The organism is Halovivax asiaticus JCM 14624 (assembly GCF_000337515.1).
GTDB lineage: Archaea > Halobacteriota > Halobacteria > Halobacteriales > Natrialbaceae > Halovivax > Halovivax asiaticus.
The window spans coordinates 218,451-240,161 of record NZ_AOIQ01000014.1; the positions used below are offsets into that span (position 1 = coordinate 218,451).

A 21,711-nucleotide genomic window follows, 5' to 3' on the forward strand; every position below is an offset into this window, starting at 1 on the left:
GGCCGACCGGGCATCGCGACTCCTATCGGCAATACACTCCCCATCGGGGCCTTCACTCCCCGCCACGTGGTTGCGTGCGTGAGTCGACGACGGCGAGTCGTTCGTCGAGTTCGACGACGAGTTCCGCCGACTCGAGCGGGACCCGGATCGAGAACCGCCACGGGTCACGATCGAGAACGGTGGTCGTCCGGTCGGTCACGGCCCAGACGAGCTCCCAGCGCGGGATCGCCGTGAGATCGCGCCCGTGTTCGTGGAAGAACGAGATCGTGACCGGCTGATAGCACAGCGTCTGGGCAACCGGTGCGTACTGAAAGCCGGTACACTCGGTGCAGTGGTAGACGACGTAGGCATCGAGCTCACGCGTGTCATGCTGGGACGGGAGGGAGCGCTCGGCGTGGATTTCGGGCTCGACGGCCTGCGCACACCAGGGGCATTGGCCAGCCGTCATCGCACTCATGATCGACCGACTCCGTCGGTGAACGGTCTGTAATAGTGCGTCTCGGTCACGGTCGACCAGGCCGTGAGACGGCAGCGAGATGTCCGTGTAGTTCGCGTCGCACGTGGGACAGCGAACGCGGACGAGCGTCTCGTAGCGTGTGAGTTCGATGGAGTGACCGCACCGGTGGCAGTCGGTCCCGACGTCGACGTCGGCGAGCGCCGGCGCCGATTCCTCCGTGAGCAGGCCGGCGACGAGCGTCCGGAATAGTACCATCCCGGGCCAGCGGAGGTGATATCCGTCGGATTCCTTCGCGACGTAGTTGCCACACAGCTTCGTCAGATGGTAGTTGAAACGCCCGGAGTCGCGGATATCGACGCGCGACTGCAACTCGGCGTAGCCAAGGTGGGCGATTCCGGTCTCGGGTGAAGCCGTCGCTTCGCCGAGTTCCCGGACGATCGCGACGCGCGTCTCGTCGGCCAGGAGCGAGAACGCGGTCTCGGCGTCGAGGGCGCTCGGATCCGATTCGTCGCCAACCGGTTCGTCGGGACGCATTCGTTCAGGTGGCAGATTCGTCACGGGGGACTATCGGTCTGGTGTCCGAACCCCGATCGAGCGAGCGGGCTTCGTCGAGCGGGTTCGCCAGGACGACCGTCGCTTCGCGCCCGGGTCCGACGCCAACCGCGACGAGCGGGACGTCCAGCGCTTCGGCGACGGTCTCGAGGTACGTTCTCGCGGCGTCCGGGATGGCGCCGTAGCCTGTTTGGGCGACCGCATCCCAGTCCTGTGGTGCCCAGGTCGCCATCGATTCGTAGATCGGCTCGCACCGCTCCCACGCCGATCGAGTGGCCGGAATCGTCTCGACGCGTTCACCATCCAGCTCGTAGGCCGTACAGAGCCGAAGCCCGTCGAATTCGGCGAGGGTATCGACGTGAGTGATCGCGAGGCCCGTGAAACCGTTCACGCGGGTCGCGTGTCGGAGCATCGGGAGATCGAGCCAGCCGATCCGACGGGGGCGACCCGTGACCGTGCCGAACGCGCCGACCAGCTCCCGCACCTCGTCGGCCCGGCGTTCGGCCAGTTCCGTCGGCATCGGACCGTTGCCAACCCGGGAGAGATAGCTCTTCACGACGCCAATCACGTGACCGCCGGCGACGATCGAGGGATCGACACCGGTACCGGTGATCGCACCCCCGAGCGTCGGGTTCGACGACGTGACGAACGGGTAGGTGCCGTGATCGACGTCGATGTGCGTTCCTTGCGCCCCTTCGAACACGATCGACTTCCCGTCGTGATGGCTCGCAGTGAGGAAGGCTCCGGTGTCGACGACCATATTTTCGGCGTCGAGGCGCTCGCCCCACTCCCGGAGCGTTTCTGCGATGGCATCGGCGTCGAACGGAGCCGTCGAGTCGGCCGCAGAAGAGGTGACATCGGAGCCGTCGACAGCGATGGAAGCCGCATCTCCGTCGGTGATGGCCTCGACGAGTCGCCGCTTCCGCGAGACGAGGGCGTCGAGCTGGCCGTCGTGTGGTCCGGAGGCGACCAGATCACCCGCCCGGACGCCGCGCCGCCCGGCTTTGTCCTCGTAGGCCGGGCCGATCCCGTTGCCGGTCGTCCCGACGGTGTCACCAGTCTCGCCTCTGGCTGTTTCCTCGATCGAATCCAGTGCACGATGATACGGCAACACGACGTGTGCGCGAGCGTCGATCCGTACGTCGGGAGAAATGCCCCGCTCGCGGAGTGCATCGAGTTCGGCGAAGAGGACCGAGAGGTCGACGACGCAGCCGTTTCCGAGGACGCCCACGGCACCCTGGACGACACCGCTCGGAAGCAGCCGAAGTTCGTACGTCTCACCGTCGTGTGCGACGGTGTGGCCGGCGTTGGCGCCACCCTGATACCTGACGACGATATCCGCATCGCCGGCGAAGACGTCGACGATGCCGCCTTTTCCTTCGTCCCCAAGCTGGGAACCGATGACAGTTGCGTTCACGGCGAAACCCACGGCCGACCGGGTCGTAACCGTTCTGTGAAGCACGATTCACGTTGGTGAAGCGACGTTCACACGGAGTCGCGATCCACGGGCCATCGGGCAGGCCCCACCGGCGGCGCTCGGCACGCGGCCGTACAGTGACTGTGGACGTTCCGCGGTGCGTGACTTCGACGAACGGAACGATTGCCATATTAAGGTCGTGACGGTGTAGGAACGGGCCTCGTGACGCGGCCCGGTGGACCGATACCGTGGAGTGTCAGCGACTGCGGGACGATGGCGTTCGATCCGCGGGCTGTGACGGCGCTCGATTTGCAGATTGCGACGGCGGTCGATCCACAGACAGTGATGCATCTCGATTCGCAGCCGGCAGTGGCCGGACTCACCCGACCACTCGCCGCGCAGCCTGTCGACACGCCATCGCTATCGCCAGCGATGCTCGTCGTCTTCGCGATCGTCGTGGTCGCAGTCGTCCTCTTCGTCACCCAGCCGGTGCCACTCGACGTCACCGCGCTCGGCGTGATCGTCGCGCTCGTGGTTCTGGAGCCGTGGACGACCATCTCGCCGGAGGAAGGGATTTCGGGCTTCGCCAGCCCGGCGACGATTACGGTCCTCATGATGTTCGTCCTGAGCGAGGGTATCCGTCGAACCGGGGCCGTCCAGCTGCTGGGCGAGCGCCTGGCCGCGTTCGCGGGCGACAGCGATCGGCGCCAGCTGGGCTCGATCGTCGGCGTCTCGGGTCTCTCGGCCGGGTTCATCAACAATACGCCCGTCGTCGCGATCATGATCCCGGTCGTCATCGACCTGGCCGAGCGGACGGGGACCTCGCCATCGCGGCTGCTCATCCCACTCTCCTACGCCTCGATGCTCGGCGGGATGCTCACGCTGATCGGTACCTCGACGAACATCCTGGCGAGTTCGATCGTCGCCAGGGACGCCTACCTCGGGCGCCCGTTCTCGATGTTCGAGTTCACCGCGCTCGGCGCGCTAGTGCTGGCGACGGGATCGCTCTACCTTCTGCTGGTCGCGCCGGCGTTGCTTCCCGAGCGGATCGAACCGAGCGAGGCGCTCACGGACGAGTTCGACGTCTCCGGCTACCTGACCGAAGTGACCGTCCCGACCGACTCGCCGCTCGTTGGAACGACCGTCCACGCCGCGCTCGAAGCGGTCGACGTCGACCTGGAGGCGGTCACCCTCCTGCGCGACGAGGACGCGTTCGGCGCCTCGATCGACGAGAAGGAGTTGCGGCCAGCCGACGTCCTCATCGTGCGGACGGGCCGAGAAGGGGTGATCGACCTCGCGGCCGTCGAAGGGCTCTCTCACCGCCCGCGACGGGGAATCGACGAGGCGGACCTCGAGATCGCCTGCGACGAGAACGGCGGGACTGAACAGCGACTGGCGGAGGTGATCGTCGCCCCCGACGGCGATCTCGTCGGTGAGACACTCGAATCGACGAGCTTCCGCCAGCGATACGGCGCGACGGTGCTCGCCTTGCGACGCGGTCCGGACGTATTCAACACGCGGATGGACCTGCGCCCGCTTCGCGGTGGCGACACCCTGCTCGTTCAGGCGGATCACGACGCGCTCGATCGCCTCGGACGGAACCGGAACGTCATCGTCGCCCAGGAGTTCACCCGACCGACGTACCGGCGTGAGAAGCTCCCCCTCGCGCTCGGAATCGTCGCCGGTGTCGTCGGGCTCGCCGCCCTCGACGTGCAGCCGATCCTGGTGACGGCGATCGCCGGCGCCGGCGCGATGGTCGCCGCCGGGATCCTCGAACCCCGCGAACTCTGGGATGGCGTCGACTGGAGTGTGATCGTCCTGCTCGCGGGGCTCATCCCGCTCGGCATCGCGCTAGAAGAGACCGGTGCCGCAGCGTTCCTGGCCGGACACGCCGTCGCGATCGTTGGCGAGTATCACGTCGTCCTCGTCCTCGGCCTGCTGTATCTCTTTACGGCGTTGCTGACGGAACTGCTCTCGAACAACGCGAGTGTCGTCCTCATGATCCCCATCGGGTTCGACGTGGCCGTCCGAATCGGTGCGGATCCCTACGCGTTCGTCCTCGCCGTCGTCTTCGCCTGTTCGACGCCGCTCCTTTCGCCCGTCGGCTACCAGACGAACCTGATGGTGTACGGCCCCGGCGGCTATCGGTTTAGCGACTTCGCGCGGGTTGGCGCCCCGTTGCAGTTGCTGCTGGCCGTCGTGACGACGCTCGGAATCGTGGTGATCTGGGGCGTGTAGTCGGAGCAGCCGTCGCAGTTCCGATATCGGTGGCCGACCGCCGACATACTTCGTTGAAAGACAGTACCTACATCAGGACGGACGGCATTGCCCCTGCTAGTATGGTAGAGACGGTGTTGATCGTGGGTGTGATCGCGTCGCTCTTCGTCGGCTTCAACATCGGGGGCTCATCCACCGGGATCGCGTGGGGACCGGCCGTCGGCGCCGGTCTGTTGAAGAAGACGACGGCGGCCGGGCTGATGACGGTGTTCGTCTTCCTCGGCGGGTGGACCGTCGGACGGAACGTGATGGACACGCTTTCGGGCGACATCATCACGATCGAGATCTCGCTCGCGGCAGGCGTCGCCGTCCTGTTCTTCATCGGTCTGGGGATCCTGATCGCGAACGTCTTCGGCGTCCCCGTGCCGACGTCGATGACGACGGTGGGCGCCATCGCTGGGTTGGGGCTGGCGACGGGGACGGTGAACTACGAGACGATCGCCTGGATCCTCTCGTGGTGGATCGTCACGCCCATTATCGGGTTCTGGATCGGCGCGTTCATTGGCCGGTACATCTATCCGGAGCTCAATCGCCGGGTCGGAATCGAAAACTCGCCGGGGCCGCTGCTCACGTTCGATCGAAGCGGGGGTCTCCCGACACCGGCTCTCGGACCGAACACGACCTATCGCGAACTCGTGAGCACGATCGTCGTGCTGATCGTCGGCTGTTACATGGCGTTCAGCGCCGGTGCGAGTAACGTGCCCAACGCCGTCGCACCGCTCGTCAGCAGCGGGGCGCTCGAACCGAACCCGGCCATCCTCATCGCGACGGTGGCGATCGGACTGGGCGGCTTTACGATCGCCCGCCGGACGATGGAGTCCGTCGGGGGCGAACTGAGCGACATTCCCCTGCTCGCGGCGCTGATCGTCATGATCACGGCCTCCACGATCACGACCGTCCTCTCGTCGATGGGAATTCCGATCAGCCTCGTGATGGGGTCGGTCATGACGATCGTCGGTCTCGGGTGGGGCCGGGCGACCCGACCGGTTACCGTCAAGGAGGCGGTCGCGGGCGAAGCCGGAGAGTCGGAGATCGCGATGGGGGCCCTCACCGCCGAGGAGACGGCGGGTACCCAACCGCGCCCGATCGGCGAAGCAGAGCGGAGCGAGGTCCTCGACGCGCGCGACCTGTTCAACCCGGGCGCCATCATCAAGTACATCTCGATGTGGATAATCGGGCCGACGATGTCGACGGCGCTGGCGTACGGCTTCTTCGTGCTCGTCCCTGGCATCGCCTGAGAGGGCGGCCTCTCGCGTGAGGGTATCTACCGACGGAGTCCACTGATTCGACCACCGTACTTATTCACCGTCTCGGTGTAGCGTGTCACATGGGCTTTCGCGTCCTCGTTCCGATGGACGACTCCGAGATGGCCGAGCGGGCCCTCGAGTACGCACTCGAAACGCATCCCGACGCCGACGTGACCGTCCTCACGGTCGTCGGCGTGCCCTCGATGCTGATGGGCGACGCGGTCAGTCTCGCGCTGGAAGACGATCTGGACGAGGCGTCACGGGAACATGCCGCCCCCGTGCTGAAACGAGCCCGCGCCGTTGCGGCCGACCACGAGCAAGAGATCGACACCACCGTCGGAGTGGGCCATCCGGCACGAGTCATCGTTCGCGACGCGGACGACTACGACGTCATCGTGATGGGCAGCCACGGCGAACACAGTGCAGACGTCACACGGCGATTCCTGGTCGGCAACGTCGCGAGAGACGTGTTCCGTCGGTCGCCCATTCCCGTCACGTCGATCCGGTGATCGAGCCGATCCGGGAAGGATGTGGACGCGTGCTTTCGACTGGCGAGCAACGAGTGTATTGGACTGGCTGACCGAACGAGTGTTGTCGGTCGACTGATCGAACGAGTGTCGCCGATCGCGGACCGAACGAGTTACGCCTGTTCGTCGTCGTTCTCGGTCGTCTCTTCGATCAACTCCTCGACTTCGTCCTCTCGTGGCCGGCGATCGACGCGCTCTTCGACCGACTCGACTTGCTTTTGGACGTCCTCGATCTGCTCGACGACGGTCTCTTCGATCGTGTCCGGGACCGTCTCCTCCACGGTCTCGGCGACCGTCTCTTCGACGGTCTCCCCGACCGTCTCCTCGACCGTCTCACCGACTTTCTGTTCGACGGTTTCACCGACCGTTTCTTCGACCGTCTCGCCAACCTTCTCGTCCATCGTCTTCTCCACCGTCTCCTCCACGGTTTCGCCGACTTTCTGTTCGACAGTCTCGCCGACGGTCTCTTCGACCGTTTCACCGACCGTCTGCTCGACCGTTTCGCCGACCTTCTCGTCGACTGTCTTCTCCACTGTCTCCTCGACGGTTTTTCCGACCGTCTCGTCCATCGTCTTCTCCACCGTCTGTTCGACCGTTTCGCCGACCGTCTCGTCGACTGTCTTCTCGACCGTCTCCTCCACGGTTTTCCCGACCGTCTTGTCCATCGTCTCGCCGACTTCCTTCTCGACGGACTCGCGGACGGCGTTCGTCATCCAGTCCGGATCGAATCGGGACATCTTCCAGACGACGTGGACGACGTAGGAGGCGAAGACGCCGACCCCGAACGCGAGGCCGACGTTCGTATCACCGGTGGCGATCAGCCCGATCGAGAGGACGATCAAGGCGCCGTAGGTCAGATCGACGATCGCATCAATGCGGACCGGGTTCATGGCTACGACCTTGCGGCGTACCCCGGTAAAACCTCTGGATCGGCGGCCGTCGGCGAACGGTGCGGGTGATCATCACGTCGACGGCGGCCCCCGATCAGTGCAGATGAACGTTCTTTTGAGCGCGGACGGTGTGGATGGTGATAGATACCGTGTTGGAACCGCTCCTCGTCGTCGGATTGGGCGTCGCCGTCTTCGTCGGATACAACATCGGCGGCGCCACGACCGGCCCGGCCTTCGGCCCAGCCGTCGGCGCGAACGTGATCTCGAAGGTGATGGCCGCCGGCCTGATGGCCGTGTTCTTCTTCCTCGGGGCAATCACGATCGGCCCCCAGGTCGTCACGACCCTCGGGGAGGAGCTGGTCACGGACACTGGGATCTTCACGATGCGGGCGAACGTCGCCGTCCTCTTCTTCATCGGCGGGGCCCTGTTCGTCGGCAACTACGCTGGCGTGCCGGCCTCGACGTCGATGACCGCCGTCGGCGCCATCGCCGCGCTTGGGTTCGCGACGGACGCGGTGAACTGGGTCGTCCTCGGCGAGATCGTCAGCTGGTGGATCGTCGCCCCGATCCTCGGTTTCTGGGTCTCCGGCGTCGTCGGGCGGTACTTCTATCCGCGGATCAACGCCTGGGTCGCGATCGAGGGGAGCAACGACGAGGACGAACTCATGGTGCAGATCGCGTGGAACGGGGTCTTCCCCCGCATCCGATTCGGACCGGACGCCGATCGCCGCGAGAAGACGGGCGCGCTGGTCGTCGTCGCCATCGGCTGTCTGATGGCCTTCTCCTCCGGGACGAGCAACATCGCGAACGCGATCGCGCCGATCTACGGAACCGGCGAGGTCGAGATGATCCCGCTGATCCTGCTCGGCTCCGCCGCGGTCACCGTCGGCTGTTTCACGATCGCCCGCCGCACGCTCGACACGCTCGGCAACGACATCACGAACCTGCCCCTGACGGCGGCGATCGTCGTCGCCGTCGTGAGTTCCTCGATCGTCATCGTCCTCTCCTCGCTCGGCGTGCCCGCGAGCTTCGTCGTCATCGCGACGATGAGCATCATCGGCCTCGGCTGGGGCCGGGCGACCCGGACGACGACGCTCCCCGAAGTCGCCAGAGGGGAAGAGACGCACGTCTCCGTCGGCGCACTGACGGCCGAGGAGGAAGGCGAGCCGCTCCCGGAGATCGGTGAGGAGGAGCCGACGGACATCCCCCGGGCGTCGGACCTCTTCGACCCGGGGACGACCGCCAAGGTCGTTCTCATGCAGAACGTCGTGCCGGCCATCGCGACAGTCGGGGCCTATCTCACGTTCCGGTTCCTCCCGGCTTTCGGGCTCTGAACGGTATCGGCGAAGTAATCGGTCGGATGCATCGACCGCCGAGGTGCCGGTCCCGCAGTCGATCGACCCCGTATTCTGTGGAATACCGGACTCTCACCGTCGATTCCCAGGATATCCTACGTGAGTAACGATGCAAGTCGCAACAGCAAGGTATTACAGGGCGGGTGCCGAATTCTCCGCTGATGCCCACGGTAGAATACCTCAACTACGAAGTGCTGGACGATCACGGCTGGGAGATGGACGACGACGACCTCTTCGATCAGGCTGCCGACGCCGGCCTCGACGACGAGGACTACGGCACGCTCGAGGTCAACGAGGGCGAGTACATCCTCGAAGCCGCCGAGGCCCAGGGCTACGACTGGCCCTTCTCCTGCCGCGCCGGCGCCTGTGCGAACTGTGCGGCCATCCTCAAGGAAGGCGAACTCGAGATGGACATGCAGCAGATCCTCTCCGACGAGGAGGTCGAAGAGAAGAACGTCCGCCTGACCTGCATCGGTCACGCCCTGACCGACGAGGTCAAGATCGTCTACAACGCAAAGCACTTAGACTACCTGCAGAACCGCGTCATCTAAGCGGTCTCCTCTTTCGCGATACTGCCGTTTTCGCCCACCGGATCCGAGCCGTGGGTTTCGATATCGGGAGTCTCTCGGACGAATCGGGCGACGATGGGTTTCGAGGAGACACCCCGTCCGGGACGCCCGAAACACTAACACGAGTGGCGCGTCGATGAGCGCTCGTGCTGTCGAATCTCGCCGCTTCAGTCCCCGATCTCCTTCGCCTGCTCGCGCTCCCCGTCTTCGCATGGGTGGCCATCCTCGACGTCCGAACCCGGCGCGTCCCGAGTGCGGTCTGGATTCCTCTCGGTGCGCTCGGTGCGGCCCTGCTCGCCTGGGACGGCTGGGTCGCCTACACCGCCGACCTCCACACCTGGCAGTCGTTCCTCATCCCGACGGCGTTCAGCGTCGGCTTCGTCGTGCCGCTCGCGTACCTCTTCTGGTGGTTCGGCGGCTTCGGCGGCGCCGACGCGAAGGCGTTGCTCGTCCTCGCACTGCTCTTTCCCGTCACCCCGTCGTACGCGATCGGCGACTGGGCGTTCCCGCTCGTCGGCGGCGACCAGCTCTTGCCCTTCTCACTGGCGATCCTGGGCAACGGCGTCCTCGTCGGGCTCGCGATTCCGGTCGCGCTCGGGCTCCGAAACGCGCTCGCCGGACGATTCACCCCGATCGCCCCGCTCGGCTGGCCGACGGCCGTCGACCGCATTCCACACCGCCACGGCAAACTCCTCCAGACGACCGACGGCTACACGCTCTCCGGACTGGATCTCGACGCGCTCAGAATGTACCTTCGTTGGCGCGGGGCGACGTTCGCGGAACTGCGGGCCGACCCGGAGCGACTCCGCGATCCCGAGACGCTCCCTGACGAACCGAATCAGCCGACCGACGGTGCGATCGACGCTGGGCCGCCCGTCGCCGACGGTGGGGCGGTGGAATCCGTCGACGCCGTGGAGTCGACGGAGCGTGACGAACCCGATTCCAGCGCCGAGCCGACCGACGGCGATCCGACCAACGCCGACCCAAGCGACGCCGAGTTCGACGATCCCTGGGGTGCGGCGGCGTTTCTCGACTCGATCGAGGGCACGGCCTACGGCACCGCACCTGCGGATCTCCGCGACGGACTCGACGTCCTCGCGACCGAGAATCGCGTCTGGTACTCACCGGGGACGCCGTTTCTCGTCCCGCTCTTTCTCGGGCTGCTCGTCGCGATTGGCTACGGCGACGTACTCATTTCGCTGATGAGCTAAGCGGCGTTAGGCCGCAATTCGCTCACGCAGTCGCTCGAGCAGCGGCCAGCCGACGGTCCAGAAACAGGCGAACGCGGCGCCGACGGCGACGACCACTAGCCAGAGCCCACCAGGTCGGCCCGGCGACCCCGTCGCAAGGGCTGCGACGACGCCGAGGAGCAGGAGGAACGAGAGGACGAGGCTCCCCAGTTCTAGCGCGGCCGCGACGGGGTTCGAACGCACCGCGGCGAGGAACGAAGCGAGGACCATAGACGCTTCTCGAAGGGCGACGACAAAACACTCACGGTGAACGTATCTGCGGTACACGGGCGTAACGAAGCGCCCGCGACGCCTAGTTGTCGATGTTGACAGTGATCGACTGCGTCTGGAGGTACGAGTCGAGCGCTTCCATGCCCTTCTCACGGCCGATGCCGCTCTTCTTCGTGCCGCCGAAGGGCGTCTCGACGCCGTCGCCGAACCACTCGTTGATGAAGACGGTACCGGCATCGACGTCGCGGGCGAGCGAGAGCGCCTCGTCGATGTCCTGTGAGAAGACGCCACCGGTGAGGCCGTACTCGACGCCGTTGGCGATACGAATCGCCTCCTCGGGGTCGGAATAGGGGATGACCGTGAGCACCGGCCCGAAGATCTCCTCCTGGGCGATTCGCATGTCGGGTTCGACGTCGGTGAAGACCGTCGGCTCGACGAAGAAGCCCTCGCGATCGGCCGGCTCGCCACCCGTCGCGAGCGTCGCACCCTCCTTCACGCCGACGTCGATGTACTCGAGGACGCTCTCGTAGTGTTCCTCGTAGTTGAGTGGACCCATCCCGGGGTCCTCGACGCCGGGGCCGAGGTCGTAGGACTCGGCGCGGTCGACGATCGCGTCGACGAAGTCGTCGTAGATGGACTCGTGGACGACCGCGCGGTCGGCCGCCGAGCAGATCTGGCCGGCGTTGGTGAAGATACCGAGCGAGGTCCAGAAGACGGCCGAACCGAGGTCGGCCTCCGGCGTGACGATCGAGGCGTTCTTGCCGCCGAGTTCGAGCGTGACGGGCGTAATCGTCTTCGCGGCGGACTCCATGACCGCCTGGCCCGTCGGGACGCTGCCGGTGAAGGTGAGGATATCGACATCCTCGTGTTCCGAGAGGGCGGCGCCCGGCTCCCCGCCGCCGGTGAGCACGTTGAGAACGCCATCCGGGAGGCCGGCCTCTTTGCCAAGCTCCGCCAGTCGGATCGCGGTGAGCGGGGTCGTCGGCGCCGCCTTCACGACGACGCTGTTGCCGGCGGCCAGCGCCGGCGCGACGCCGCGGGCGGTCAGGTTGAACGGGAAGTTCCACGGGACAATCTGGCCGCTGACGCCGTAGGGTGTGCGCTCGGTGAACGCCAGCTTGCCGTCACCCGTCGGCGCGGTTCGTCCCTCTAACTTGTCGACTGCGCCGCCGTAGTACTCGAAGAACCGGGCGGCACCCGACACGTCGTGGTGAGCCTGGGTGAGCGGTTTGCCCTGATCCCGGCTCTCGAGTTCGGCCAGCTCGTCCGAGTGTTCGGCAATGAGTTCGCCCAGCCGGGAGACGATCCGGCCGCGCTTGCCGGCCGACATGGCTTCCCACTCGGCCTGGGCCTCGCTGGCGGCCTCGACCGCATGGTCGACGTCCGCCGCACCCGCCTCCGCGGCCGTCGCGAGTGTCTCGCCCGTCGCCGGATCGATCGTCTCGCGCGTCTCACCTGCCGCCGCCTGTACGAACTCGCCGTCGATGAAGAGCTGGTACTCTTCTGCGATTGCGTCTGACATTGTGGATCACTCGAGGTCGGCCCCGGCCGAATCGGCCGAACGAGGCCGTCTATCCACTCCAACGGACTCGTGCACGATAATAACATTCATCTCGATCGGTTCGAACTCGGTCACGCCATCCGGGTGGAGTCGTATCGTCGCCAGCCAACGAGTCCGGCGAGTGAGGCCGCGAGGATCAGTACGGCCTCGAGTTCGGCGCCACTCGTCACGAGGTAGAAACCGGCCAGCGGAATCGCCACGGCGAACGCGACGGTCGCGCGGTCCAGCGAACGGTGGTCAGCGAGCGCTCGTGCGCCGAAGAGAAGCGTGAGAGCGAGGGTAACCCCAGCGACCACGTCGACGAGGTAGTGGAGACCGAGGACGATTCGCGCGAGACAGACGAGGGCGACGACGGTGCCGGCGGCTGTGTATCGACGCCGGGCGGTACTCACGGTGAGGACGGACGCCAGCCCGACGTAGACGATCGTCGTGCTGGTCGCGTGTCCGCTCGGAAAGCCGTAGCCCCCGGCGAAGGCGGTCACTTCGTAGACGAGTTCGACGACACCGGCAGGATTCGGGTCGAGGGGCATCGCACTCGGCCGTGGCCACGCCAGCAGATCCTTCAGCCCCCGGTACAGCCCCAGTCCGGCGAACCACGCACCGCCGACGAAGGCCACGCCCGATCGAGAGGGCGTATCGAGCAGGAAGAGCGAGGCGAGGAGGAGCGAGAGTAGCCAGATATCACCGAGCTGGGTGAAGATGCCGAAGACGACGGCCAGCCAGTCCGGAAGCAGTTCGTTCACCAGCGCGTGCTCGCCGATTCCCCGGGTCATGGAATCACACGGGGAAGGGAGCGACTAAATAGCTTGGATCGATGTGAGCGGTGTCAGGCTCCCGGCCGATGCCCGAACGTGAAGCGGCTCAGCTCGGGTCGAAGCCGTCGGCCGAGGACCCCGGTCAGCACCGTGATTCGATGTCGGCCGCGATATCGTCGAGTTCGTCGTCCGCGAGATCGGGCGTCTGCCCGGCGATCGCGTGGATCGGTCCACCGCCGTCCCCGTCGAATCGCGGGACGATGTGGCAGTGGACGTGCGGGACCTCCTGTCCCGCCGCTTCGCCGTTGTTGAACGCGACGGTGGTCGCGTCGGCGTCGACGGCGTCCTCCACCGCCGGGACCAGGTCGTGGATCGTCGTGTAGAGGTCCGACGCGACGTCGTCAGGGACGTCGTTCAATCGCTCGTACTCGTCTTTCGGGATGACGAGCGTGTGTCCCGGTGCGAGCGGATTCGCGTCGAGGAAGGCGTACGTGGTCTCGTCCTCGTAGACGGTGCGGGCGGGAATTTCCCCGTCGACGATCTGACTGAAGATCGTGGGCATGTCTGTGGCTGTGTCGCCACGTCGTATGAAGGTTACCAGCACCGACCGGTGGAGCGGGGAAACCGGCGACGATGGGCCGATGAAGTCACGCCACCCTCCCAGCCGTCGATGGTGACGAGAAGCATTATTTACCCAGCTGTTGGAGAGGAACGTATGTCCGACGTGACGACGAGACTCGGACGGAGCGTCGGTCGGATGGCCGACGAGGACCGGCGAGTGGCGACCCTGCTCGGCCTCGCGACGGTACCGATCACGGTCGCGCTCTCCTGGAGTGCGGTGACTGACCCCAGTGTCGTGTTGGGTGGAAGTATTTCCGGCGGGCCGCTGGTGCTCGCCGGACTGATCGCCGGGTACTACTACAGCGATCGACCGACGTCGTCACGACAGGCCGGTCTTCAGGTCGGTCTCGTCGGGTCGCTCGCGACGGTCGTCGTCTACCTCGCGAACACCGCCACGACGGTCGACTCAGAACCCGGCTGGCTCGGCGGCGTTTCCGTCCTCCTGACGCCGGTCGCGATCGGGATCGCGTCGGGCTTGCCGCCCTGGTCTGTGCCCTCAGCGCGATGGCAGGCGACTGGCTGCACACGAAGGTGGCTGGAGAACGTCGAGACGGGGCAACGCGGTAGCGGCGACGCGTGGCGCCGAAGGAGCCCTCTGGGTCAACTGCTGTCTCGGTCGACACAGTCAGCGATCGCACGTTCGAGAGCGGTAACGTATTCTGCACGTTCGTAGCCCATCCGACTGATCCAGACGTCCTGATAGGAGGGGTGGAGGATCGGCAGGAGCCAGGTCTCCAGCGCCTCACAGCGGGTGGGTTCGAGAACGGTGTCGAGAAAGCCGGATCCGTCGAGGTCGTCTAGCGAGCGGTCGTCAGCCGCTAACACCGACGTGGTAGCGTGTTTGCCGGTCGCGACGACGACAGCGGGCTCGACACGATCGAGTTCCGTCAGGAGGTGTGGGCGACAGGCCGCGAGTTCCTCGGCGGCAGGTTCGCGCGTACTTACCGAGTCGGCGGACTCACTCGCGGAATCAGTGTCCGGCTCGGCAGCGGCGCCACGCGTCTCGTCCGCGGGCATGCACTTCACCGCGTTCGTGTAGTAGCTCTCGTCGGCGTAACCAACCTCGGCCATCATCCGGCGGATCCGCCGACCGGAGTGGCGCGCGGTGTAGGCCATCCCGGTCCAGTTGCCGCCGCGCCACGGGTCGGCGTCGCGATTGCCGGCACCTGGCGCCTCGCCGACGACGAAGACCGAGGCGTCAAGCGGGCCCGTTCCCCACGAGATCCGCTCGCGGCAGGCAGCGAGTTGCGGACAGCGATCGCAGTCCGGTTCGACGACGTGGCGCGACGTGGGGAACGCAGGATCGGTAGGGTCGGAGGGCGATTTGGAGGACACGCACTGAGGAAGGGGCGCATCGACGAAGGGCGTATCGATCCGTCGCGTCCACCTCGCACACAGGGGAACAGGCCGGAAGCCAGCTGGCAGTCGTCGACTCGCCTCAGAAATCTGTTGGAGAATTGTGTTTACCATCCATCTTTGTACGACTCGTCCTACTACCCTATGGAAACAACTATACTATACAAAATTGAAGTGTTCGCGTATGATGGCTCCGGGCAATTGTCGTCGGTCAAAAAGTCCGTATAGACGGACGGAGGACGGTTAGATGGGGCGGAAGAGAAAGCGTCGAAGAAAACGCGACAACGGCGAGCGGCGGGCACGCGACCGAGACGATCGCCACAAAGAAAGTCGTGAGGACGACGAGCAGGCGTTCACCCCGATGGGAATGCCCGATGTACCGATTCCCGACGCGCCAGTCCCGGACGCGACACCGCCCGATGCCGCGCCGTCGGTCGGCTTGCCGGCGATGGAGAACGTGGATCCGATTCCGCGGACAGAACGGGTGCCGATGGCCAGTCGCGGCTACGGACCCGAGGCACAGGAACACATCATGCGCGCGACGGAGGGGACGGAGACGGATCCCCACGACGTTCCTGATCCGGTGCTGGACGTGCTCGCGACTGGATCTGGACGATCACTCGACACCTCGCTTCAACGTACGCTCGAAGAGCGGATGGATGCCGACTTCTCGAACGTCGAGATTCACACTGGGCCCGAAGCGGCGAAAGCCGCCGACGCAATCGACGCGCGGGCGTTCACCTGCGGGAATGCCATCGTGTTCAACGACGACGAGTACGATCCAGAGAGTGGGGATGGCCAGTATCTGCTCGCGCACGAGTTGGCGCACGTAAAACAGCAAACCGGGACGGAAATTTCCATGATGCCGCAGTCGGACGCCGATCTGGCAATCGATCCTGACCCGCAGCTTGAGCGGGAGGCTGGTCAGGCGGCCGAAGAAGCGCTGTCCGGGGAGGAACCGCTGATTGTGAACCGGCTGGGCACGGACGTCCACGTCCAGCGAAAGGACTGGAACGCCGGTCCCGCGAACGCCAAGCGCCTCTCGACGGCCGAGGGCCCCGGCCTCGTCGACGAGACAGTCGCGGATCTGACCACCAAGACCTACCGGCTGACGCAGGACGAGCTCGTCGACCTCGTCGAGGCGGTCGACACACCTGACGAGCTCACCGAATACGTCGAAGCGAACGACATCGAGGTCTCCAGCCGCCTGCAGGACACGATGGGAAGTGGGTTCAAGGGTGCGACGAGCGGCTGGAAGGCCGGATCGATGGCGGGCTCGCTCACCGGCCCCGCTGGGGCGGTGGCGGGTGGCCTCGCGGCGATGCCAGTCGGCTACCTTCTCGCCCGGCAGTATGGGAACGGAACGGCCGACACAATACAGAAGCGCCTCCGGTCACTACTCGGACTCACTACCGATCAGGAGTTCGAGACCGAGGAGGAGAAACAGGACAAGAGTGGCTGGTTCAGCAGCTTGAGGGAATAATGAACGCAAAAATCATAGGCCAAGACGACGCTGGTGTAGGACTTGTTCTCTCCGATAATGAGAATAGAGAACACGAACTGGGGGTGAATAGTGAAGGAGACATCCTTCACCATCAGGTAGATGATATTTCTGATGACCCGTCTACGAGAACACAAACTGAAAATGAGCAGTTCTCCCAGGCCCGTCGCTACGCCAAGTACTACGTCGCTCAAGAGACCGAATACGATACGATCCCGTGGGACCTGAACCCCGAGCGGTTCGAGACCGTCCGCGACTCGCTGGCCGCCCTCACCGTCGACGAACTCGACGACTACTTCGGTGACCTGTTCGCCCAGAGTCTGAGTCACTACGCGGACGATCCCGACGTCGACACGGGCGACATCGAACGTCCCTACGAGCTTCCGGCGGGCAAAATCGGCCCGGAGGGCGCCGTACTGTACGAACAGGAGATATACCTCGACGAATCAGGTGATATTGAAACCGTCTCGGGCGTCATCGTCGAGTACTACGTCGCGAAGGGCGAACGGACGACCGTTCGTCACGACGAAGCGCCAGTTCCCGATCGCGACCCGGACGCCCGCGTCGAGATTTCGCCAGCACCGTTCGTCGACCTGAAACCCTTCCGGGACTATCTCGTCTACAATCTGCGTTGTCAGATCCGCGATTGCTACGTCGGAATGGGCCTCGAACCGCCCGCGGCGTACAAAGTCCTCGGCCCCGGTCAGTATCGCTTCACGGGCAAGTACCAGCACTTCGAGTGCTACCCCGCGTACTTCGACGTCGACGCGGATATCCCCGGCTACAGCCACGAGTTCGCGCCGGAGTTGCCGATTTCGGACGCCGAACTCGGTGGGTTGGTCGATCCGGGAAGCGAGCGGTCACTGTACAGGCAGCTCAAAAGCGCGCTGTTCAGTCGGTAGGGCTCGAAACCGATTCTATCGGAGTGTCTCGGCCGACGGGGAGCCATCCCAGATCGTCAGTCGGGGTCGGCGAGCCGCCACTCGCGGGGTTCCACCACTACGTCTCACCGTCCGTTTTCCGCATTTGCGACAGCTGGCACTCGTCTGCGCTTCGAAGCGGTCTGGTCGCGGTCGATCGTCGCAGCCCCGTACGGGCAGAGCGTCAAGGCTATGTCGGCCGAGCCCTACCCTCTTGCAATGACGTTGATTGGATCGGAACTGCTCGCCGAGGTCGTCTCGCTCGCGGTGTACACCGTTCTCGCCATTGGCCTGACGATCGTCGGCGCACTCGCGGAGAACGCCAGTCTCCAGCACCTGGGCGCTGGCGACATGATGCTCGCCGGCTGGCTCGCGGCGATCGGCACCGTCCTGCTGTATGCGGGCGTCTACGCCGTCGGCTACCAGAAACTGGTTCTTCGCGCGAGTGCCATGCTCGCGGAGTAGTCGACCACCGGAGCGCGGCGACCACGCCGCCGATTAGTCTGTAGCGGTTCGACAGGTGAATCTGCCACACCGATTGCTCTTTAGTCTCGGAGCCAATTCCATCCGGTATGAGTCGATTCGGCGAGGTCGCCGACCAGTACGACCCCCACGCACTCGAGGAGTCGGTCTTCGAGCACTGGGACGAGGTCGACGCCTACGAGCAGACGAAAGCCCACCGGGCCGACGGCGAGCGGTTCTTCTTCGTCGACGGACCGCCGTACACCTCCGGTGCGGCGCACATGGGCACGACGTGGAACAAGACGCTGAAGGACGTCTACCTCCGCTTTTTGCGGATGCAGGGCTACGACGTCACCGACCGTCCGGGCTACGACATGCACGGGTTGCCCATCGAGACCCGGGTCGAAGAGCAACTCGGCTTCGAGAACAAGAAGGACATCGAAGCCTATGGGGAGGACGCCTTCATCGAAGCCTGCAAGGAGTACGCCGACGAGCAACTGGAGGGGCTCCAGTCGGACTTCCAGGACTTCGGCGTCTGGATGGACTGGGAGGATCCGTACAAGACGGTCTCGCCGGAGTACATGGAGGCCGCCTGGTGGGGCTTTTCCCAGGCCGCCGACCGCGACCTCGTCGAGAAGGGCCACCGCTCCATCTCGCAGTGTCCCCGCTGTGAGACCGCGATCGCGAACAACGAAGTCGAGTACGACGACGTCGAGGACCCCTCGATCTACGTCAAATTCGACGTAACGGACCGCGAGGGAGACACACCAGCGGACGCGAGCCGTGACGGCAAACTCGTCGTCTGGACGACCACACCGTGGACCATCCCCGCGAACACGTTCGTCGCCGTCGACGAAGAGGGCGACTACGTGGGCGTCCGCGCAGAGAAGGACGGGGACGAAGAGCTCCTCTACGTCGCGGAACCGAAAGTCGAGGCCGTCCTCTCGGCCGGGCGTTACGACGACTACGAAGTCGTCGAGGAGCTGACCGGCGCGGACCTGCTCGGCTGGGCGTACGAACATCCCATGGCCGAAAACGTACCGGCCCATCCCGACCACGAGGGTGCCTGCGAGGTCTACGCAGCGGACTACGTCGACACGCACGGCGACGGCACTGGCCTCGTCCACTCAGCACCCGGCCACGGGGAGGAGGACTTCGACCGCGGCACCGAACTCGACTTCCCGATCTTCTGTCCCGTCGGCGGTGACGGCGTCTATACCGAGGAGGGCGGGAAGTACGAAGGGCAGTTCGTCCGCGACGCGAACGAGGACATCATCGCCGACCTCAAGGCGAACGGCTCACTGCTGGCCTCGGAAACCATCTCGCACAGCTACGGCCACTGCTGGCGCTGCGACACGGGCATCATCCAGATCGTCACCGAGCAGTGGTTCATCACGATCACCGACGTCAAGGACGAACTGCTCGATAACATCGAGGACAGCGAGTGGCACCCCGAGTGGGCTCGCGACAACCGCTTCCGTGACTTCGTCGAGGAGGCCCCCGACTGGAACGTCTCCCGCCAGCGCTACTGGGGGATCCCGCTACCCGTCTGGACACCGGAGGGCGTTGAGAACGACGACGGCACCAGCGGCGAGAACGGCAACGGTGTCGCAGCTGAAGACATGATCGTCGTCGGGACCCGCGAGGAACTTGCCGAGCGCGTCGACCAGGACGTCGATCCCCAGTCCGTCGACCTGCACAAGGATACGGTCGACGAGCTGACGATCACCGAGGATGGAACGACCTACACCCGCGTACCGGACGTCTTCGACGTCTGGTTCGACTCCTCGGTGGCCTCGCTGGGAACGATCGGCTACCCGTCGAGCGAGGACGACTTCGATGAACTGTGGCCCGCCGACCTCATCATGGAGGCCCACGACCAGACCCGCGGCTGGTTCTGGTCGCAACTGGGCATGGGGACGACCGCCCTCGGCGAGATTCCCTACAAGGAGGTCCTCATGCACGGCTTCGCGCAGATGCCCGACGGCCGCGCGATGTCGAAGTCCAAAGACATCCTCGTCGACCCGCACGAGGCCATCGACAAGCACGGCCGGGACGTGATGCGCATGTTCCTGCTGTCGAACAACCCGCAGGGCGACGACATGCGCTTTTCCTGGGACGGCATGGAGACGATGGAACGCCACCTCCGCACCCTCTGGAACGTGTTCCGCTTCCCGCTGCCGTACATGCGTCTCGATGGGTTCGAGCCGGGCGTTGCGACTCCGTCGCAACGAGACGGAGGCGGTGAAACCGCCGGAGTGACGCTCGACGACGTCGACGAGGACCTCGAACTGGTCGACGAGTGGGTGCTGGCCCGGCTGCAGTCCACCAAGGCCGAGATGGCCGCCCACTTCGACGACTACCGGCAGGATCGGGCCCTCGACGCGCTCATCGAGTTCGTCGTCGAGGACGTCTCCCGGTTCTACGTGCAGGCGGTCCGCGAACGCATGTGGGAGGAAGCCGATAGCGCCTCGAAGTCGGCGGCCTACGCGACGATCTATCACGTCCTCCGCGAGATCGTCGTCCTGCTCGCACCCTACGCCCCGTTCGTCACCGAAGAACTCTACGGCACGCTCACCGGCGACGACGGCTTCGACACGGTCCACATGGAGGACTGGCCGACGCCGGACGAGCGCTGGGCGGACGAGGAACTCGAGACAGACGTCGCGCTGCTGCGCGCGATCGAGGAGGCCGGCGCCAACGCGCGCCAGCAGGCCGGTCGCAAACTGCGCTGGCCCGTCCCGCGCGTCGTCGTGGCCGCGAACGACGAGCGCCTCGCCACCGCCGTGGAGCGCCACGAAGGCCTGCTCGCCGACCGGCTCAACGCCCGCGAGATCGAGGTGCTCGGCGCCGACGAGCGCTGGGGCGAACTCGAGTATAGCGCCGAAGCGGACATGAGCCTCCTCGGCCCCGCGTTCGGCGACCAAGCGGGGCAGGTCATGAACGCGCTCAACGAGGCCAGCATCGAGGAACCGGACCTCGACGCGCTCGAAGCGACTGTCTCCGACGCTCTGGACGAAGAGATCGACCTCGACGAGGAGATGGTCTCGTTCGTCACGCAGACGCCCGACGACGTGGCCGGGTCGACGATCACGATCGAGGGCGACGAACACGGCGTCGCCTACGTCGACGCCTCGCTCACCGCGGACATCGAGAGCGAGGGCTACGCCCGCGAGGTCATCCGCCGGGTCCAGGAGATGCGCAAGGACGCCGACCTCGACGTCGAACAGCGCATCGCGCTCGAACTCGACGTCGACGACGACCGCGTCGCCGACCTCGTCGATGAGCGCATGGATCTCGTCCGCGAGGAAGTGCGCGCCGACGAGGTCCGAACGGTCTCGGACGGCCACCGGGAGACCTGGGACGTCGAGGGAGTCTCGATGGAACTGGCGATCGAACCACTTGCGACCGCTGAAGCGTCGGACTAGCACCGCCGAGTGGCACGAGGCGCTTTTTGGTCTCTTGCCGAGCGGAGCGAGGCAACGGTCAGCGAGAGCTACGCTCTCGCCAGACAGATTTTTGCGCGAGCGGTGAGCGGAGCGAACCCGAGCGGAAAAAGGCGGGAACCGAACCGCTCGCGACGGCCGAGGCGTCCGATTAGGCGGACGCGACGGACTTCTACATCGAAGGCAGACAGTCGGCGATCGATGCGTCGCCGTTCACGACGACTCGCCACTCGGCATCGGCGGCGGCGGTGATCGTGAGAGAGATGCGGAGCGGTTCCTGCTGACTGACCGTCGACGCCGAGCCCACGTACACGCCCTCGTCGCTGGTTGACCTGTCG

Annotated in this window: 20 protein-coding genes; 11 read left to right on the forward strand and 9 right to left on the reverse strand. The window is 65.4% G+C overall.

Annotated elements, in window-relative coordinates:
* Positions 1–52 precede the first annotated feature (52 nt).
* Positions 53–991 (reverse strand): DUF7351 domain-containing protein, encoded by a 939-nt coding sequence (locus C479_RS08650; RefSeq protein WP_007701036.1) that lies wholly within the window; start codon positions 989–991, stop codon positions 53–55.
* A gap of 4 nt (positions 992–995) precedes the next feature.
* On the reverse strand, positions 996–2,426 hold the full coding sequence (locus C479_RS08655) for an adenylosuccinate synthase (RefSeq protein WP_049907210.1): 1,431 nt from the start codon (positions 2,424–2,426) through the stop codon (positions 996–998).
* Between the two features lie 432 nt (positions 2,427–2,858).
* Here C479_RS08655 and C479_RS08660 point away from each other — a divergent pair, with 432 nt between their 5' ends.
* From C479_RS08660 to C479_RS08670, 3 genes are all read left to right on the forward strand, one after another.
* Positions 2,859–4,664: an SLC13 family permease gene (locus C479_RS08660; RefSeq protein ID WP_049907211.1), complete on the forward strand. Its 1,806-nt coding sequence runs from the start codon at positions 2,859–2,861 to the stop codon at positions 4,662–4,664.
* Between the two features lie 101 nt (positions 4,665–4,765).
* Complete coding sequence (locus C479_RS08665) at positions 4,766–5,941, forward strand: inorganic phosphate transporter (protein WP_007701043.1); 1,176 nt, start codon at positions 4,766–4,768, stop codon at positions 5,939–5,941.
* Positions 5,942–6,030: 89 nt separating this feature from the next.
* Complete coding sequence (locus C479_RS08670) at positions 6,031–6,459, forward strand: universal stress protein (RefSeq protein WP_007701045.1); 429 nt, start codon at positions 6,031–6,033, stop codon at positions 6,457–6,459.
* Between the two features lie 131 nt (positions 6,460–6,590).
* Here the strand turns inward: C479_RS08670 and C479_RS08675 are convergent, their stop codons facing one another.
* A complete protein-coding gene (locus C479_RS08675) occupies positions 6,591–7,367 on the reverse strand; it encodes a hypothetical protein (protein ID WP_049907175.1) in 777 nt (258 codons plus the stop codon).
* A 134-nt stretch (positions 7,368–7,501) separates the two neighbouring features.
* Here C479_RS08675 and C479_RS08680 point away from each other — a divergent pair, with 134 nt between their 5' ends.
* The 3 genes from C479_RS08680 (at position 7,502) to C479_RS08690 (ending at position 10,502) form a co-directional block, all read left to right on the forward strand.
* Positions 7,502–8,701, forward strand: a complete 1,200-nt coding sequence (locus C479_RS08680) for an inorganic phosphate transporter (protein ID WP_007701050.1) — start codon at positions 7,502–7,504, stop codon at positions 8,699–8,701.
* Between the two features lie 182 nt (positions 8,702–8,883).
* Positions 8,884–9,273 carry a ferredoxin Fer gene (gene fer / locus C479_RS08685; RefSeq protein WP_007701052.1) on the forward strand — a complete coding sequence of 130 codons (390 nt, stop codon included), beginning with the start codon at positions 8,884–8,886 and terminating at the stop codon, positions 9,271–9,273.
* Between the two features lie 164 nt (positions 9,274–9,437).
* A complete protein-coding gene (locus C479_RS08690; protein ID WP_007701054.1) occupies positions 9,438–10,502 on the forward strand; it encodes a prepilin peptidase in 1,065 nt (354 codons plus the stop codon).
* A gap of 6 nt (positions 10,503–10,508) precedes the next feature.
* On the opposite strand, the gene C479_RS08695 is transcribed toward C479_RS08690, so the two are convergent.
* The 4 genes from C479_RS08695 to C479_RS08710 all read right to left on the reverse strand — a co-directional run bounded on the left by C479_RS08695 (position 10,509) and on the right by C479_RS08710 (position 13,629).
* Positions 10,509–10,751: a hypothetical protein gene (locus C479_RS08695; RefSeq protein WP_007701056.1), complete on the reverse strand. Its 243-nt coding sequence runs from the start codon at positions 10,749–10,751 to the stop codon at positions 10,509–10,511.
* A gap of 82 nt (positions 10,752–10,833) precedes the next feature.
* Positions 10,834–12,273, reverse strand: a complete 1,440-nt coding sequence (locus C479_RS08700) for an aldehyde dehydrogenase family protein (protein WP_007701058.1) — start codon at positions 12,271–12,273, stop codon at positions 10,834–10,836.
* A gap of 110 nt (positions 12,274–12,383) precedes the next feature.
* Positions 12,384–13,085 (reverse strand): phosphatase PAP2 family protein, encoded by a 702-nt coding sequence (locus tag C479_RS08705; protein WP_007701065.1) that lies wholly within the window; start codon positions 13,083–13,085, stop codon positions 12,384–12,386.
* Positions 13,086–13,209: 124 nt separating this feature from the next.
* On the reverse strand, positions 13,210–13,629 hold the full coding sequence (locus tag C479_RS08710; RefSeq protein WP_007701068.1) for an HIT family protein: 420 nt from the start codon (positions 13,627–13,629) through the stop codon (positions 13,210–13,212).
* 153 nt (positions 13,630–13,782) lie between these two features.
* Here C479_RS08710 and C479_RS08715 point away from each other — a divergent pair, with 153 nt between their 5' ends.
* Complete coding sequence (locus C479_RS08715) at positions 13,783–14,361, forward strand: DUF5518 domain-containing protein (protein WP_049907176.1); 579 nt, start codon at positions 13,783–13,785, stop codon at positions 14,359–14,361.
* Here the strand turns inward: C479_RS08715 and C479_RS08720 are convergent.
* Positions 14,289–15,023 (reverse strand): uracil-DNA glycosylase, encoded by a 735-nt coding sequence (locus C479_RS08720; protein WP_007701071.1) that lies wholly within the window; start codon positions 15,021–15,023, stop codon positions 14,289–14,291. The two genes, C479_RS08715 and C479_RS08720, sit on opposite strands and share 73 nt — an antisense overlap.
* 268 nt (positions 15,024–15,291) lie before the next feature.
* Here C479_RS08720 and C479_RS08725 point away from each other — a divergent pair, with 268 nt between their 5' ends.
* From C479_RS08725 to ileS, 4 genes are all read left to right on the forward strand, one after another.
* Entirely contained in the window at positions 15,292–16,527 is a 1,236-nt protein-coding gene (locus tag C479_RS08725; protein WP_007701074.1) for an eCIS core domain-containing protein, read from the forward strand.
* Entirely contained in the window at positions 16,527–17,447 is a 921-nt protein-coding gene (locus C479_RS08730) for a hypothetical protein (protein ID WP_049907177.1), read from the forward strand. Before C479_RS08725 ends, C479_RS08730 begins: the two co-directional genes overlap by 1 nt.
* 237 nt (positions 17,448–17,684) lie before the next feature.
* On the forward strand, positions 17,685–17,930 hold the full coding sequence (locus C479_RS08735; protein WP_007701080.1) for a hypothetical protein: 246 nt from the start codon (positions 17,685–17,687) through the stop codon (positions 17,928–17,930).
* A gap of 107 nt (positions 17,931–18,037) precedes the next feature.
* Positions 18,038–21,355 (forward strand): isoleucine--tRNA ligase, encoded by a 3,318-nt coding sequence (gene ileS, locus C479_RS08740; RefSeq protein ID WP_007701083.1) that lies wholly within the window; start codon positions 18,038–18,040, stop codon positions 21,353–21,355.
* 190 nt (positions 21,356–21,545) lie between these two features.
* Here the strand turns inward: ileS and C479_RS16250 are convergent, their stop codons facing one another.
* Positions 21,546–21,686 carry a hypothetical protein gene (locus tag C479_RS16250; protein ID WP_161607167.1) on the reverse strand — a complete coding sequence of 47 codons (141 nt, stop codon included), beginning with the start codon at positions 21,684–21,686 and terminating at the stop codon, positions 21,546–21,548.
* Between the last annotated feature and the right edge of the window lie 25 nt (positions 21,687–21,711).

Excerpts from the sequence above, each read along its gene's own strand:
- C479_RS08650 (WP_007701036.1), bottom strand. The coding sequence starts at position 991 with ATGCGTCCCGACGAACCGGTTGGCGACGAATCGGATCCGAGCGCCCTC.
- C479_RS08660 (WP_049907211.1), top strand. The coding sequence starts at position 2,859 with ATGCTCGTCGTCTTCGCGATCGTCGTGGTCGCAGTCGTCCTCTTCGTC.
- C479_RS08665 (WP_007701043.1), top strand. The coding sequence starts at position 4,766 with ATGGTAGAGACGGTGTTGATCGTGGGTGTGATCGCGTCGCTCTTCGTC.
- C479_RS08670 (WP_007701045.1), top strand. The coding sequence starts at position 6,031 with ATGGGCTTTCGCGTCCTCGTTCCGATGGACGACTCCGAGATGGCCGAG.
- C479_RS08675 (WP_049907175.1), bottom strand. The coding sequence starts at position 7,367 with ATGAACCCGGTCCGCATTGATGCGATCGTCGATCTGACCTACGGCGCC.
- C479_RS08680 (WP_007701050.1), top strand. The coding sequence starts at position 7,502 with ATGGTGATAGATACCGTGTTGGAACCGCTCCTCGTCGTCGGATTGGGC.
- fer (WP_007701052.1), top strand. The coding sequence starts at position 8,884 with ATGCCCACGGTAGAATACCTCAACTACGAAGTGCTGGACGATCACGGC.
- C479_RS08695 (WP_007701056.1), bottom strand. The coding sequence starts at position 10,751 with ATGGTCCTCGCTTCGTTCCTCGCCGCGGTGCGTTCGAACCCCGTCGCG.
- C479_RS08700 (WP_007701058.1), bottom strand. The coding sequence starts at position 12,273 with ATGTCAGACGCAATCGCAGAAGAGTACCAGCTCTTCATCGACGGCGAG.
- C479_RS08705 (WP_007701065.1), bottom strand. The coding sequence starts at position 13,085 with ATGACCCGGGGAATCGGCGAGCACGCGCTGGTGAACGAACTGCTTCCG.
- C479_RS08710 (WP_007701068.1), bottom strand. The coding sequence starts at position 13,629 with ATGCCCACGATCTTCAGTCAGATCGTCGACGGGGAAATTCCCGCCCGC.
- C479_RS08715 (WP_049907176.1), top strand. The coding sequence starts at position 13,783 with ATGTCCGACGTGACGACGAGACTCGGACGGAGCGTCGGTCGGATGGCC.
- C479_RS08725 (WP_007701074.1), top strand. The coding sequence starts at position 15,292 with ATGGGGCGGAAGAGAAAGCGTCGAAGAAAACGCGACAACGGCGAGCGG.
- C479_RS08730 (WP_049907177.1), top strand. The coding sequence starts at position 16,527 with ATGAACGCAAAAATCATAGGCCAAGACGACGCTGGTGTAGGACTTGTT.
- C479_RS08735 (WP_007701080.1), top strand. The coding sequence starts at position 17,685 with ATGACGTTGATTGGATCGGAACTGCTCGCCGAGGTCGTCTCGCTCGCG.
- ileS (WP_007701083.1), top strand. The coding sequence starts at position 18,038 with ATGAGTCGATTCGGCGAGGTCGCCGACCAGTACGACCCCCACGCACTC.